11 protein-coding genes are annotated in these 15,802 nt (G+C 68.3%); 9 read left to right on the top strand and 2 right to left on the bottom strand.

The genetic code is table 11. The features are described 5' to 3' along the window. The first annotated feature begins 32 nt into the window (after positions 1-32). The 8 genes from OHA61_RS37150 to OHA61_RS37115 all read left to right on the top strand — a co-directional run bounded on the left by OHA61_RS37150 (position 33) and on the right by OHA61_RS37115 (position 13,750). The gene (locus OHA61_RS37150; protein WP_406306755.1) at positions 33-1,454 is read left to right on the top strand and encodes a lipase/acyltransferase domain-containing protein; all 1,422 of its coding nucleotides are present in this window, start codon (positions 33-35) and stop codon (positions 1,452-1,454) included. Next, entirely contained in the window at positions 1,451-6,787 is a 5,337-nt protein-coding gene (locus OHA61_RS37145; protein WP_406306753.1) for a tetratricopeptide repeat protein, read from the top strand. Before OHA61_RS37150 ends, OHA61_RS37145 begins: the two co-directional genes overlap by 4 nt. 1,363 nt (positions 6,788-8,150) lie before the next feature. After that, complete coding sequence (locus OHA61_RS37140; RefSeq protein WP_406263764.1) at positions 8,151-8,417, top strand: SHOCT domain-containing protein; 267 nt, start codon at positions 8,151-8,153, stop codon at positions 8,415-8,417. Positions 8,418-8,443: 26 nt separating this feature from the next. Next, complete coding sequence (locus OHA61_RS37135) at positions 8,444-8,686, top strand: DUF2933 domain-containing protein (protein ID WP_406306751.1); 243 nt, start codon at positions 8,444-8,446, stop codon at positions 8,684-8,686. 135 nt (positions 8,687-8,821) lie between these two features. Continuing rightward, positions 8,822-9,130 carry a hypothetical protein gene (locus tag OHA61_RS37130; RefSeq protein WP_406306750.1) on the top strand — a complete coding sequence of 103 codons (309 nt, stop codon included), beginning with the start codon at positions 8,822-8,824 and terminating at the stop codon, positions 9,128-9,130. A gap of 376 nt (positions 9,131-9,506) precedes the next feature. Further along, a complete protein-coding gene (locus OHA61_RS37125; RefSeq protein ID WP_406307602.1) occupies positions 9,507-12,080 on the top strand; it encodes a heavy metal translocating P-type ATPase in 2,574 nt (857 codons plus the stop codon). A 304-nt stretch (positions 12,081-12,384) separates the two neighbouring features. Next, a complete protein-coding gene (locus OHA61_RS37120) occupies positions 12,385-12,771 on the top strand; it encodes a hypothetical protein (RefSeq protein WP_406306748.1) in 387 nt (128 codons plus the stop codon). A 1-nt stretch (position 12,772) separates the two neighbouring features. Continuing rightward, a complete protein-coding gene (locus OHA61_RS37115) occupies positions 12,773-13,750 on the top strand; it encodes a tyrosinase family protein (protein WP_406306746.1) in 978 nt (325 codons plus the stop codon). Between the two features lie 91 nt (positions 13,751-13,841). Here the strand turns inward: OHA61_RS37115 and OHA61_RS37110 are convergent, their stop codons facing one another. Together OHA61_RS37110 and OHA61_RS37105 are read right to left on the bottom strand one after the other, a co-directional pair. After that, complete coding sequence (locus OHA61_RS37110) at positions 13,842-14,480, bottom strand: DUF2218 domain-containing protein (RefSeq protein ID WP_406306745.1); 639 nt, start codon at positions 14,478-14,480, stop codon at positions 13,842-13,844. A 20-nt stretch (positions 14,481-14,500) separates the two neighbouring features. Beyond that, entirely contained in the window at positions 14,501-14,710 is a 210-nt protein-coding gene (locus OHA61_RS37105) for a hypothetical protein (protein ID WP_406306743.1), read from the bottom strand. 426 nt (positions 14,711-15,136) lie between these two features. Here OHA61_RS37105 and OHA61_RS37100 point away from each other — a divergent pair, with 426 nt between their 5' ends. Further along, positions 15,137-15,742, top strand: coding sequence for a TetR/AcrR family transcriptional regulator (locus OHA61_RS37100; RefSeq protein WP_406306742.1), 606 nt, complete (start codon positions 15,137-15,139; stop codon positions 15,740-15,742). Positions 15,743-15,802 lie beyond the last annotated feature (60 nt).

The following is a 15,802-nucleotide window of genomic DNA, read 5'->3' as shown; positions in this document are numbered from 1 at the left end:
GAGCGGGGGCGGGGATGGGGCGCAAGCATCTGGTGTACGTGCTGCCGGGTATCGGTGGCAGCGTGCTGGAGCGGCCGACGTTGGGCAAGAAGTCCGCCGAGACGGTGTGGGATGCGGGGTTCGGCGACATTGCTGGCCTGCTGTTGCGGCCGGGCCGGCTGGCGGTGGACGAGCCGTTGCGACCGGTCGGGCTGGTCCGATCGAAGCGGTTACTGCCCGGGTGGACCGTTGTTCCGGGCTATGAGCGCCAGTGGGCGGCGCTTCAGGCCTTGCCCGGGGTGGTGATGGACATGGGACACCCTGATCACCGCAACCCGAATGCGAACGTGGTGTTGTTCCCCTACGACTTCCGCCTCGGGGTTGCGGATGCTGCGAAGCTGCTGGCCGCGGATGTGCATGAGCGGCTGAAGGACTACAGCGAGGCTGAGCGGGCGGGGCGGGTGGTGATCCTGGCTCATTCGATGGGCGGGCTGGTGGCACGGTACTGGCTGGGCCCGCTGGAGGGCTGGCCGTTGTGCCGGGCCTTGGTGACCCTGGGCACCCCGCACCGCGGAGCCCCCAAGGCGTTGCAGCTCCTGGCGAATGGTGTGCGCGTGGCGGGGATGCGGTTGGGCGGGGCGAGTGATCTGCTGCGCCAGTGGCCGTCGGTGGCGGAGCTGCTGCCCCGCTACCCGATGATCTGGGACACCAAGGCCGACACCGCCCGATATCCGCACGAGCTGCCAATGGACGGGCTGCGCAGGCTAGCCGAGGCGGGCTTCGCGATGCATCGGGAAATCGAAGAGGCCTGGCGTCAGATGCCCCGTACAGGGGCGGAGCCGCAGGTAGTGCCGCGGCTGGGATGGAGTCACGACACGGCCGGCTCCGCCACGTGGGACGGCCGCAAGCTGACCGTGAACAAAGACCTGCCCTTCTGGCTGGACCTTGAGGGGTGGGAGAAGGACCACGGGGACGGGACAGTTCCCGCGATCTCGGCGGTGCCGGTGGAGTTGAGCGGCCACGACACCAGCCGCGACTGGCGGACCCGCGACCGGCACGGGCCGATCGCCGCGGCCGAATGGATCCCCGGCCTGGCACAGGTCTACGAAACCAGGAAGACGCTGCTGGCCGCCCGCGGCGACGAGCGGGAAGCCGCTCTCGGGATGGATCTGGACGAACTGCACGGCGCGGGTGAACCGGTCCCGCTGCGGGTGCGACTGCGGGGCGACAGCCTGCCGGACGAAATCTCCACTACTCCGGCTTCGCTCGCGCTGTGGGCCACCATGCGCGCGGCCAAAGGCGCGGGAGCGCCGATGGCAGAGGTCCGGCTGGACTGGGAGGAGGCCACGGGCAGTTACGTCACCGAACTCCCCGAGCAACCGCCGGGTCTGTACGACATCGAGGTGGCGGTGCAGGCCGTGCCCGGCGTCGGCGACCTGGAAGTTTCGGACACGGTCGCGGTGGTGGCGCCGTGAGCATCTGGCCCCGCTGGTCCCTGGAGGGCGAGCCCGCCGCGCTCGCCAAGTACGTTCTGCCCGACGACGTGGCCGCGCTGGTGCACCTGCCGGGGCCACCGGCCAGCAGCCGCATCGCCCAGACCCGGGCCGTCTACGAAGCCCTGGCCGATGCAAGGATCACCTACTCCCACGAGGCACCCTCCGACGAACCGGACCGGCAGGTGATCCGGGAACCCGGCGAGGTCCTATGGTCTCCGAGGCACGCCACCTGCCTCGACCTCGCCCTGATCATGGCTGGAGCCTGCCTCCACGCCAGCCTGCACCCCCTCGTCTTCATCCTCGACCCGCCCGAGGCCGGGCGAGCGGCTCACGCACTGCTCGGGGTGTGGATCGGTGATCCGCGCCCCGATGGCCCCCAGATGCCACAGACAGGCGTGTGGGACACGGCACCAGAAGGCTGGCTGGACCTCGTCCAGCAGGACGTGAACAGACCTCCTCGTCCGCTGCTCCTGCTGGACCCCATCGGTATCGCTCACGCTCTGCCCACCTCCCCGATCCGCGGTGCCCGCGCCCCATTCGCCGAAGCTGTTCGCGCAGGCGCCGAGTACGCCGCCGGATGGGACTGGCGGCTGGCCGTCGACATCGGCCGCACCTGGCGCCAGCAGGACACGCACACTCCTGCCGGTCACCCCAAAGACCAGCCGCTGCGGAGCCCGTACGTGGAGCTGGATCCGCAGGTGCACCGGCCACTGGAGGTCCTCAAGGCCGAGCACGCGGTGGTGCCTTTCCAGGCCCGCGACGAACTGACGGTCCTCACGCACTTCTGCCGCACCGTCGCCGCGGGACAGCACACCGGGATCGCCCTCATACATGGCGTCGGCGGCGCCGGCAAGACCCGGCTCGCCCTCGAACTCGCCGAGCGCATGGCCACCCGCGAGGGCTGGTACACCGGCTACCTCCGGGAAGGCAGCGAAGGACGCGACTGGGTCGGTGCCGTGGTCTCCCCCACCCTGATCGTCCTCGACTATGCCGAAGCCCGTGCAGCCGACGCCCAGGATCTACTGGCCATCCTCAAACGCCGCACCGAACGCGGCGCCGCACCGGCCGTCGTGGTGATGACGGCCCGATCCGCCGCCGGCCAGTGGCTCACCACCCTGCGCAAGGCATGGCAACGCGACGGACACCTCTGCCGCGAACTCCCATCCCTGGAGCTCCCGTCCGAGCACCCCGACGGCTCCGCGATCTTCCGCCGGGCCGTCGAGGCATTCCGCGACGAGCCTGACTCCGTCGGCCTGTCGGCGGCCGAGAGGGCAACCCCGGAGGAATGGACCACCCTGGACTACATCCTGCTGGCCTTCCTCGCCGCCCGCAGCCCTGGCAGGCTCCCTGAGACCCGCGCGCACTTGTATGAGGAAGTCCTCGAACACGAACGCGGCTACTGGGCCCAGACCTACCAGAGGGTCACCGGCAGCACCGGTGACGCCCCCGTGGACGTACTCAACCGCGCGGTCGCCTGCCTGACCCTACGAGCCCCCATCACCAGGGCCCAGAGCATCGCCACGCTCCGCGCGGTGGAAGAACTCGCCGACGACGCAAAGTGGCGCGAGGCCATCCGCATCACCCTCACCGACTGCCTTCAGCCAGGCCCCGGCGAACCACTCGTCCTGCGACCTGACCCCATCGCCGACCAACTCACCCTCCACGAGCTGGCCGCCGACCCTGAACTCCTCAACCGTGCCCTGGACGGCCTGGACCCCGAGCCCCTGCTGGACGCACTGCGCCAGCTCAACCGCGCCGCAGCAGCCAACCCGGACACAGCCGCCGACATGGTCTCCATATGGATCAGCGAAGAGCCGGACCGCTGGCGGCCCATGCTCCAGATTGCCGCCGAGCAGCGCGGCACCGCTCTTACCGCCCTCCGCCAGCTCATCGACACAACCCCCGCGCCCCCCTGGCTCGACGGCCTCTCCCAGGCCATCCCCTTCACCACCCTCGGCCTGCCCGACCTCGCGCTGCACGCCGACACCCGCCGCCTGACCGCACTGCGCTCTATCGCCGGGCCAGCACCCGCAGACCTCGCCGAACTCCTCCAACGCCTCAGCCACCGCCAGTCCAACACCGGAAACCGGGAGGAAGCACTCGCCTCCATCAACGAAGCCGTCCACCACTACCGCAACCTCGCCCAGACCAACCCCGCCGCATTCCTCCCCGACCTCGCCGGGTCCCTCAACAACCTCTCCAACCGGCAGAGCGACACCGGAGACCGCGACGGAGCACTCGCCTCCATCAACGAAGCCGTCCACCACTACCGCAACCTCGCCCAGACCAACCCCGCCGCATTCCTCCCCGACCTCGCCATGTCCCTCAACAACCTCTCCGGATGCCAGAGCGACACCGGAGACCGCGACGGAGCACTCGCCTCCATCAACGAAGCCGTCGACCACTACCGCAACCTCGCCCAGACCAACCCCGCCGCATTCCTCCCCGACTTCACCATGTCGCTGAACAACCTCTCCAACCGGCAGAGCGACACCGGAGACCGCGACGGAGCACTCGCCTCCATCAACGAAGCCGTCCACCACTACCGCAACCTCGCCCAGACCAACCCCGCCGCATTCCTCCCCGACCTCGCCATGTCCCTCAACAACCTCTCCAACCGGCAGGGCGACACCGGAGACCGCGACGGAGCACTCGCCTCCATCAACGAAGCCGTCGAAATCCGCCGCAACCTCGCCCAAGCCAACCCCGCCGCATTCCTCCCCAACCTCGCCATGTCCCTCAACAACCTCTCCAACCGGCAGAGCGACACCGGAGACTTGGACGCAGCCCTCACCTCGATCAACGAAGCCGTCGAAATCCGCCGCAACCTCGCCCAAGCCGACCCCGACGCATTCCTCCCCGACCTCGCCTTGTCCCTCAACAACCTCTCCAACCAGCAGAGCGACAACGGAAACCGGGACGTGGCCCTCACGTCCATCAACGAAGCCGTCGACCACTACCGAACCCTCGCCCAGGCCAACCCCGCCGCATTCCTCCCCAACCTCGCCACCTCCCTCAACAACCTCTCCAATCGGCAGAGCGACAACGGAAACCGGGAGGAAGCCCTCACCTCCATCAACGAAGCCGTCGAAATCCGCCGTACCCTCGCCCAGGCCAACCCCGCCGCATTCCTCCCCGACCTCGCCACCTCCCTCAACAACCTCTCCACCCGGCAGAGCGGCACCGGAAACCGGGAGGAAGCACTCGCCTCCATCAACGAAGCCGTCGAAATCCACCGCGCCCTCGCCCAGGCCAACCCCGCCGCATTCCTCCCCAACCTCGCCACCTCCCTCAACAACCTCTCCACCCGGCAGAGCGGCACCGGAAACCGGGAGGAAGCACTCGCCTCCATCAACGAAGCCGTCGAAATCCGCCGCAACCTCGCCCAAGCCAACCCCGCCGCATTCCTCCCCAACCTCGCCTTGTCCCTCAACAACCTCTCCAACCAGCAGAGCGACAACGGAAACCGGGACGCAGCCCTCACCTCCATCAACGAAGCCGTCGAGATCCACCGCACCCTCGCCCAGGCCAACCCAGCCGCATTCCTCCCCAACCTCGCCGGATCCCTCAACAACCTCGCCAACCAGCAGAGCGACAACGGAAACCGGGACGCAGCCCTCGCCTCCATCAACGAAGCCGTCGACCACTACCGAACCCTCGCCCAGACCAACCCCGCCGCATTCCTCCCCGACCTCGCCACCTCCCTCAACAACCTCTCCAACCAGCAGAGCGGCACCGGAAACCCGGAGGAAGCACTCGCTCCCATCAACGAAGCCGTCGAGATCCACCGCACCCTGGCCCAAGCCAACCCAGCCGCATTCCTCCCCAACCTCGCCGGATCCCTCAACAACCTCTCCAACCAGCAGAGCAACACCGGAAACCCGGAGGAAGCACTCGCCTCCATCAACGAAGCCGTCGACCACTACCGCAACCTCGCCCAGACCAACCCCGCCGCATTCCTCCCCAACCTCGCCTTGTCCCTCAACAACCTCTCCGGATGCCAGAGCGACACCGGAGACCGCGAGGGAGCACTCGCCTCCATCAACGAAGCCGTCCACTACTACCGAACCCTCGCCCAGACCAACTCCGCCGCATTCCTCCCCAACCTCGCCTTGTCCCTCAACAACCTCTCCAACCAGCAGAGCGACAACGGAAACCCGGAGGAAGCACTCGCCTCCATCAACGAAGCCGTCGACCACTACCGCAACCTCGCCCAGACCAACCCCGCCGCATTCCTCCCCAACCTCGCCGCCTCCCTCAACAACCTCTCGGTCCAGCAGAGCAACACGACCATGCCCTCTGTCGTCTGGGAAAACGCCATCATCGCCCTGGAAGCGCACACTCTCGCGCAGGCGGAACTCCGGGCCCATTACGCCAGCTATCTCGCCGAACACGTCGGCCCCGAACGCGCCGTCGATCAACTCATTCACGCAGCCCGCGGGGCAGTCGCTGGCAGCCCACAGCCGCTGCGCCGTGCCCGCCACCGGATCCGCAGCGTCGCGATCAGCCACAGCATCGACGACCCGCGACTGCCCGACTGGGCCATCCACCCCTTGCCCGATGAATCGCTGGAACTCCTCAATGAATGGGCCCAAGCTTCCGACTGGCCCGCCACCGAAGCCTTCCTGCGCACGCACGCCGACCGGCTCCAGCAACCTGACTTCCGCCACCACCTGCGCCTGGCCGCGGCCCTCTTCCCCGGTGTCCAGGCCATCGACCACCTCACCGCCCTCCTGGCCGAAGCCGATGCCCGAGGGTTCGGGACCGTCCTGGAGCAGGGTCGACGCGACCACAACCAACGTCTCCTCCTTGAGGCATGGATCAACACCCCGTCCTGGATGGACTCCAAGGCCTTCCTCAACGAACACAGCACCGCCTTGCACGCGCCCGAGATCCGAGCTCTCATCGCGGACATGGATGCCCCGGTCGCCCACCACCACCTGGCCATCCTCCAACTCACCGACCGCCTGCCCCACGACACGGTCTACGAGATCGTCACTGACCAGGACACCGCCAGCGAATACGCCTTCCATGCAATGGACCAGGCAGATGTCCCACAGCTGCGCCAGATTCTGGCCGCTCACGCGCGGCCGCTAGCCAGGCTGAGCACCGCGCTCTTCGCCGCGGTGGTCGCCACAGCAGATGGAGACACCGACCAAGCCCGCCAGCAAGCAGAGCTGATCGCCGGGCACGGCACCGACGTCCAGCGCCGCGCCTACGCCATCCGCCTCCGCACCCTCGCCCGGCACAACCGCGAACTCGCCCCCGCAGGAGAACTCGCCAACCTCATCGATCCCGACGACAACTCCTGACAAGACACCACCGCCAGCGCCCCCAACCCCTTGCCCGCCTGCCGCCGAGCATGACTCACCCTGGTACCGGCGACCAGCGCGTCCAGCGGCGACGACCAAAGCATTCCAGCGCGCACTGCACCCCTCCCACATCCATCCGAAGGAAGCGGCCGACGGGCTCGCCCAGCCCACGTGGGCAAGAGAGTTGCGTTACACGGGCGCCGGCCCCGTTCCTGCCCCCTCGCGAACTGAGCCCACATCGCTACTTGTATCCCCGCCGGGCGGTTTTCGCTTCGAACCGCTCCAGGCCCAGCACCCTCGCCGACCGAACCGTCGCGCACCAACGCCGAGGCGAGCAGCCCTGCGAAGGGGGTCTTGCCGGGTCTGCAACCCCAAGACGACCAGACGGCGCCCGCCTAAGGACCGAAGAAGGCAGCCAACCCCGACAACGCACTGGATCCCACGGGACGGGGTCGCGGAACCGCTGCCGACACCCTGCGTCCCCTGTGCGTCCCCTCGATCTTGCGTTGAAGCCCGACAGCGGCCGCCGCGTAAGCCAGCCAAGGCCTTGATCGCTTACATCACCGCAGGTCAGAGGAGTGGGCCGTGCTTCGGGCGGAGCGGGCTATGCAAGGGCCCAAAGACGTGAGCAGCGGATTCTCTCCGTTGAGCCCAACTTCGCGTGCCAACACTCCAGGAAAGACGTTTTCGCAGGTCAGAGAACTGCTCTGGTGGGGCGGGTGGGACTCGAACCCACGGCCGACGGATTATGAGTCCTTTGATGATCGTGACGGCCCTTGTTGGTCTTGCCCAGTGTGTGAAGTTTAGGCAGGTCAGAGGCAGTGCATCTTGATACTTCCTGTCAGCCCTGCTCGGTCCATGCAGATCCTTGTGTCCCCTCGCCGTCCCCTGGACGTTCCCAGGGCACGCGTTCCCTGCCACGGCAGGCGGTCCGCTCCAGCTCACATGTGGGATACGAACCCTCGTGCAGCGGATTTCCCTTCCACCGCGCAAACTCCGCCCGAGATACCGGGGCGGAGTTTGACGGCCGTTGCCGCCGCAGGCAACTACCCCCGCCCTCGAGTCGTGCGGTGAGGGCCTCGGCGCGGCTCGAAGAAGAACCACCCCAGACCGGCGATCAGCACGGCGGCGAAGATCACCACGACCACCCGGCGACACCATGGCGGACCGTCCTCTCTGCAATGTGACACCCTCAGCGTCGCTCTCGGCTACCCCTGTCAGGCAGAGGCCGAACGGCCCGGTGCACAGAACCGGGCGGCCTGTGCATGCGACCCGGCGGGGGCGACTGTGGCAGTGACAGAGAAGGCCGGTTGGACGGCGTGGCCCGTGCCCGCAGCCCCGGAGCCCGAGGAAGTGACTCGAGATGATGTTCTGGTACGACCACGACGTCAGCGGCTGGGGCTGGTTCGCCATGTCGGCCAGCATGATCCTTTTCTGGGCTCTGATCATCACCGCCGCCGTCCTGCTCTTCCGGGCCCTGAACCGTGCCCCCGAGCACACCCACATGCACGCCGGGCCCTCGCCCGAGCAGCTGCTCGCCGAGCGGTTCGCCCGCGGCGACATCGACGAAGAGGAATACCAGCGGCGCCTCGCCGCCCTGCGCTCCTCCGGTCCCCTCACCAAACACTGACGCTCGCCCAAGAAGGAGGACCGGCCATGAGGAACAACAGGAACTACGGCCTGTACGCGATCGCGGTCGCCATCGCCGTTGTCGGTGCACTGGCGCTCGGAGTGCCCCTGGGCAACCTCGCGATCATCCTCGTTCTGCTCGCCTGCCCGCTGATGATGTTCTTCATGATGCGCGGCATGCGCGGCGGCGATGACATGGAAGGACGCGGACGTGGCCACGACGACGCACCCAAGGATCGCGATCCACACGAGCACAAGCCCTTCCTCTGAGACGGACGGCGACGGGAGGCATGCATGGGCTGGTGGCGATCCTGGTCGGCGTGCTCCCACTGGGTGCCGTCCGGGCCGCGCGACGGTACTCCGCAGGCACCCGAGCTCCGCCCGTCGGTATGGAGGTGACCGGACATGGAAGTGCTCGCCTGGACGCTGATCGCCCTTGGAGCACTGACCACGGCAGCCTGCGCTGTCCATCTCACCCGGCGTCACCGGCGCGACGCCTCGCGGCTGGCTCGTGCCCTACGTTCCACGGCCCCCGCCCTCCTCGCGGCCGGTCTCCTTCCCCTGCCCGTTCTCCTTGCCGTCGACGCGCCCGCGGCAGCCTGGGGCTCGTGGGGTGCCGTCACTATCGCCGCTGCCCTCGTCTATGCGGCCGCCGACACGTTGCGTGATGTCTCAGGCCCGCGGGCTTCGTCCCGAACCCGGAGCGAGCCGTGACCGGCCGGGGCTCGCGCGGGTCGCCCTCACGGTCCAGGTGTGGGTGGCCAACTCGGAGCGACGCTGATGGCCGCAACCGCCACGTAGCGCGTGACACTGGTTCTGGGCCCTCACCGCTACGGCGGTGCTGGCGATGCGCACACTGGATCACGGGCTGCGGTCGGCTCCTGGCCCGCAAGAGGGATCCTCGTCCTGGCCGACTCCCTGGTGCTGATCGCCTCCGCCGTTCATGCGGCGCGGATCCTGGCCGTGCTCGACAGCCCGCCCCGCCTCCCCGTTGCCTGACCCCAGGGCCCGGCGGCGTTCGGTCACAGGCGCACCAGAGGCTGTTCTCCCGTCGGTCATCTCGGTCTCACTCGTCGAAGGAGGAGTGACCGTGCATCACTACCCAGAACATGACGATCACGACGCACCTCAGCACGAGGGTCTTAGCAAGGAGCGCAGCACGGCGGTTTTGGATGTGCGCGGCCTTGTGTGGGCGTCGCAGCAGAGCACCGTTGCCGCCGTGCTTGGGCGGCGTCCCGGCGTCCTTCAGGTCGAGGTCAACCCGGTCGCGCAGTCGGCGACCGTGGCCTTCGACCCGCGGCGTACGTCGCTGGCCGAGCTGCGCCGCTGGGTGGAGGACTGCGGCTACCACTGCGCCGGCCAGTCGGTGCCGTCCCATGTCTGTGACCCGATGGCCGAGCCGGACCCTCCCGCCGACGTGGTCGGAGTCGCGGAGGACCGGCATGTGGCTCAGGAGGGCCGAACTGCGCGGGAGGCCGCGCCGACCGCGCCACCGGAACGCGCTGAGCACGTCGAGAGCGCCGCGCCCGAGGCCCCCACCGAGGCCGAGCAGGTGCCGTCGCCGCACGAGCTGATGGGGCACGGCGGGCACGAGGCCATGTCGATGACGGCGATGGTGGCCGACATGCGCAACCGCTTCCTGGTGGCGTTGGTGTTCTCGATCCCCATCGTCATCTGGTCGCCGATCGGCGAGGACGTTCTCGGTCTGGACGTGCCGGTCCCCTTCGGGCTGCGCCAGGACGTGTGGGCATTGCTGCTGAGCCTGCCGGTGATCTTCTACGCGTGCTCGATCTTCTTCGTCGGCGCCATAAGGGCTTTGCGTGCCCGCACTCTGGACATGATGGTGCTGGTCGCGGTCGCCGTCGGCTCCGGCTGGCTGTACTCCCTGATCATCACGCTCACCGGGGGCGGCGACGTCTTCTACGAGGCGGCCACCGTGCTGGCCTCCTTCGTGCTGCTCGGCCACTGGTTCGAGATGCGCGCCCGGGGCGGCGCCAATGACGCCATCCGCGCCCTGCTCGACCTCGCCCCTGCCAAGGCACTCGTCGTGCGTGAGGGTCAGCCGGTCGAAGTTCCCACGGCCGAGGTCGTTGTCGGCGACCTGCTGCTGGTTCGCCCCGGAGCCAAGATCGCTGTCGACGGGATCGTGGAGGAGGGTGAGAGCGAGGTCGACGAGTCGATGGTCACCGGGGAGAGCCTGCCGGTACACAAAGCCCCCGGCTCGCAGGTCGTCGGCGCAACCATCAATGCCAACGGCACGCTCCGCGTGCGCGCCGCCAGGGTCGGCTCCGACACCGCGCTGGCACAGATCGTCAAGCTCGTCCAGGAAGCCCAGAACTCCAAGGCACCGGGTCAACGTCTCGCCGACCGGGCCGCGTTCTGGCTGGTCCTCGTCGCCCTGATCGGCGGTGCCGCGACGCTGGCGGTCTGGCTGCTGGCCACAGGCTCGCTGGGCACCGCGATGCTGTTCGCCATCACTGTCGTCGTCATCACCTGCCCGGACGCCCTGGGCCTGGCCACCCCCACGGCCATCATGGTCGGCACAGGACTGGGAGCCCGGCGCGGGGTGCTGTTCAAGAACGCGGTCGCCCTGGAGGCATCGGCCGGGATCCAGACCGTGGTCATGGACAAGACCGGCACCCTGACCAAGGGCGAACCGGAAGTGACCGACCTGATCACCTTCCCGGGACAGGACGAGGGAGAACTGCTGAGGCTGGTCGCGGCAGTGGAACGCGAGTCCGAACACCCGCTGGCCGAAGCCGTCGTACGCTACGCCGAGAGCCGGACCGTGGATGCAACCAGCGCGCGCCACTTCGAGAACGTCCCCGGCCACGGTGCGACCGCCGTTGTCGAGGGCCACCGGGTCGCGGTCGGCAACCGCAGACTGGCCATGCGCGAAGGCGTCGACCTGGGCCAACTAGCCGCCCGGCGAGACGAACTGGCCTCCACTGGCCGCACCGTCGTCATCACCACCGTCGACGGCCGGGCGGCAGGGCTGATCGGCATCGCCGACGCGCCCCGGGAGACCTCGGCCGCCGCCGTGGCCGAACTACATGCCCTGGGCGTCGAGGTGGTCATGCTCACCGGCGACAACCAGGCCACTGCCCAGCGCATCGCGGATCATCTGGGCATCGACACCGTCATTGCCGAGGTACTGCCCGGGGACAAGGCAGCCAAGGTCGCCGAGCTGCAACGCGGTGGCCGTAAAGTCGCCATGGTCGGCGACGGCGTCAACGACGCCCCTGCTCTCGCTCAGGCCGATCTCGGCATCGCCATCGGCGCCGGCACGGACGTGGCCATCGAAACCGCCGACCTCGTCCTGATGCGCTCAGACCCCCTCGACGTGCCCACCGCGCTGCGCATCGGCCGCGGCACTTTGCGCAAGATGCGACAGAACCTCGGCTGGGCCATCGGCTACAACGCCATCGCCCTGCCCATCGCCGCAGGCGTGTTCGAGCCCGCCTTCGGTCTGGTGCTGCGACCGGAGATCGCCGCGCTGTCCATGTCCGGGTCCAGCATCATCGTCGCCGTCAACGCCCTGGCGCTGAAACGGCTGCGGCTACCGGTCGCCGAATCGTCGCCCGCCGATCAACCCCCCAGTGGTCCGGCGGTCCTTGGCACCGGCGAGGACGCCTGGGCGGACACCGGCCGCCATGCCGCCTGAAACGGCGGTCGGCGGCCGAGGCCGCGCGCAACATCTGCACCCGCCGCTGGGCAGGCCACCCGGCTACGGCCCCGGCCGCGTCCTCATCGATGCCGCCGTCACCGCACCTTCGACGAATTCGGCGCGCTGCTCCTCGGCCTCGTCTCAGGGCTGGGACCCCCAGGCGCTCCCGTCTGCGGAACGCGCACGCGGACACACCCGTTTGCCGCACTCGGCCTGCGGCCCGCCCCGCACTCTCGAACACTGGCACCAGGAATCCTCGTACCGCCGGCCCCGAACGTCTTGTGCCCAGGAAGGGACTCTTGTGACTCCCGAGGAACTTGCTACGGCTGCCGACCCCACGATCCTTGGAAACTACCTGGCGGAGTTGCCTCAGCAGCCGCACCATCACGGCCCGCTGACGAGCACCCGCCAGGACGAATTCCAGGGGCACAGCATCGTCATCAAGACGACCTACGAGGTCACGGTGGACGGCGCGCCGATCGCCGTTCCTCTCATGGTGTCGAACGACGGTCGCGTCCACTGCCACGCCCTACCCACCTACGAGTTCCTGTCCGCGATGGACACCATCCGGTCGCTGATCGAGAACTTCCCCGACGACTTCCCAGGCGGCGACGGCCCTGGTGGTGGCGACAACGGAGGTCACCCGGATCACCACGCCCACCGGACCGACCACCAGGGGAGCGTCTGACATGGCCGTCGTACGCAGGAACATCATCACCAGCCCTGACGCCCGGGACGCCTACGTCGAAGGTGTCCGGCGCCTTAAGCGCGAGGACTCGACACTCAAGACAACCGCATTCGGTATTCCCGGGCCGCCCGCACCGGTCCGAACCTATGACCTGTTCGTCATCTGGCACTTCAAGGCGATGATGACCCCCGTCCCCCCGAACGGTGACATCAATATCCGCAACGCGGCCCATCGGGGCCCGGTTTTCCTGCCGTGGCACCGGTTCATGCTGAATCTCCTGGAAGCACACCTCCAACGCGTCCTGAACGATTCCAGCTTCGGGCTCCCGTATTGGGACTGGTCGATCGACGGATCGCTGCCCGCCCCCGAGACCGCGCTGATCTGGAAGCCGGACTTCATGGGCGGGCAGGGCATTCCGGTGACCGACGGGCCGTTCGCCTTCAACGCCGGCGACCCGAACGGTTTCCGGGTCCGGGTGGAGGCAGGCCCGACCGTCAACCTCCGCCAGACGGACAGGGGCTTGCGCCGCGCGTTCGGGAGCGGTTTCCCCACTCTCCCCAACGCCCTGGACGTGGGGGCCGCCTTCAACTCGCTGCCGGCACCGCTCGGCGACCCAGACCTCGCCACGTACGACTTCGATCCCTGGCTCGCGAACTCGCGAGGGTTCCGCAGCCGGCTCGAGGGCTTCACCGGAACGGGGCTCCACAACCAGGTGCACCGGTGGATCGGAGGGGACATGGCGCCGGCCTCGTCACCGAACGATCCGGTCTTCTTCCTGCACCACGCCAACGTGGACCGGCTGTGGGAGGGCTGGATGAATCGTCAGGGGCGAACCTATCTGCCCACGATGTCCGAGCCGGCGAACATCCTGCTGGGCCAGCGGATCGACGACCCGCTGGTCTCGCCCCTGGGCGCGGGCGTCACTCCTCGGAAGACACTCGACAACACCGCCCTGTTCACCTACGACGTCGTCCCCTGAACCAGCACATACGTGGCAGCCGCTCGGAGCAGTACGAGGAACGCCTCGTCCGAGGCGGCGGCCGTGCCGGGCGGGTGGAGGTGCCGGAAGTTCAGCGGGACTTGGAGGCGCGGCGGAAGGCGAGGCGGCCCAGGCCAGCGAGGACGATGACCTTGACGAGGACGATCGCCAGGACGATGCCGGCTGCCCAAGTCCATCGCCAGTTCGCCAGCAGTGCTCCAGCCAGTCCCAGGTGCACGGCTATGACGAGCACGACGGCCGCGACAAGGCCTATCGTCCCGACGTGTCGTCGGCGCCCTACGGCTCCCTCTTCAGGCACGGGTGTCGTGTTGATGATTTTGCCGGGTGGGGGTGTGGATGCTTCAAGCCGTTGCCAGGTCACCTTCAGCCATTCGCGTCTGCCTAAGCGTTCGACATGCCCGCCGACAAGGTCCTGCAGCTTCCGAAGGTTCTCCTCGTCGGCAGCTTCGACGCGCAGTGTCAGCACGTTCGGGGTGGCCTGCATGGTGCACCGGCCCCAGGGAAGCCTGACACTTCCGTGCGTGTCCGACGATTCGACGACTGCCTGGGCGGCCACCGCCTGCATCTCACGCAGCGCCTGCGCGTCACCGCCCTGATGGGCGCGGGGCCGGTGGCCCAGGTGTCGGCCCTTGTTGTTGAAGTGCTTGCAGAGCTGGACGAGATACCGGCTCGGGCGTTCGGTCTCGACGTGGGCTTCGGCGGTCAGCATGGCATTCCTTTGATTCGTGTTCAGATGCGGGTGAGGGCGACGAGCCAGGCCCGAACGCCGTCCGGGTCGGTGGCGATGTCGATCGTGTCGGGCTCGATGGAGTCGATGCGCCACCCGTCGCCGAATGACGCTTCGATCTCGTCCCGCGTCAGCTTTCGCACCCGGCCCCACTCGCCCGGCTGTCGGTCGCTGAAGCCGAGCATGAAGTAGCGGCCCTCCGGCCGGACCACGGAGCGCAGGCCGGCGACGTATGTCGCGCGGTCGTCGTCGAAGATGTGGAAGAGCCCGCAGTCGAGAACGGTGCCGAAGGGCTCCTGGAGATCGGCCAGTTGCCGGGCCTCGTGGAGGAGGAACCGCGCGGTACGGCCCCGGTCGCGCGCCTTGTCCCGGCGGTGCGCAGCGCCCGGGCAGCGAGATCAATGCCGGTCGGATCCAGGCCGAGACCGGCCGCCATGAGTGTGTGCTCGCCGGTTCCGCACCTCACGTCCAGCATCCGGCCGCGGACAGCATCCGCGGCGGCGAGGGGAGCCATCCATGCTCGTGTCCTTCCCGTAGCCGCGATTGTCCCGGACCCCGTGACGACACCAGCTTTATCGATACACTTTGTCACTGTCAACCCATACTGTCTCTATGTCGTCGGGTCGTACACTGAGGCCGTGCCGAAGCTGTGGAACGAGACGATCGATACGCACCGCGCAGCGGTGCGTGCCGCGGTCCTGGACGCCACCGCGGCACTGGTCACCGAGCACGGGCCGACGTCCGTGACGATGTCGCAGATCGCCAAGGAAGCCGGCATCGGGCGTGCGACGCTGTACAAGTACTTCCCGGACGTCGAAGCAATCCTGCTCGCCTGGCACGAACGGCAGATCACCGAGCACCTCGGTCTGCTCGCCGAAGTCCGGGACCAGGCCAACGACTCGGGCGAACGGCTCGAAGCCGTGCTGAAGGCGTTCGCCCTCATCGCCTACGAGTCCCGTGGGCACCGCGAGACCGAACTCGCGGCGTTCCTGCACCGAGACCCGCACGTCACCCACGCACAGCAGCAACTCCACGGCATGATCCAAAGCTTGCTGGCCGAGGGCGCCCAGGCGGGCGACCTCCGGGACGACATCGCGCCCGGCGAGCTCGCAAACTACTGCCTGCACGCGCTGACCGCAGCCGGCAGCCTGCCCTCCAAGGCGGCGGTCCACCGGCTCGTCGCGGTCACCCTGGCCGGGATGCGCCCGGTTGCGACAGAGGCCGATCCCGACGCGGCGGACTGACGCAAGGCTCCCACCGGATGCCGGCAGGAGCCTTGTCGTACTGACAGTCCTCCAGCTCGT

Source organism: Streptomyces sp. NBC_00885 (genome assembly GCF_045207475.1).
In the GTDB taxonomy this organism is placed as follows: domain Bacteria; phylum Actinomycetota; class Actinomycetes; order Streptomycetales; family Streptomycetaceae; genus Streptomyces.
The sequence above is the reverse complement of the archived record's forward strand: the minus strand, read 5'-3'. Positions and strand labels throughout refer to the sequence as shown.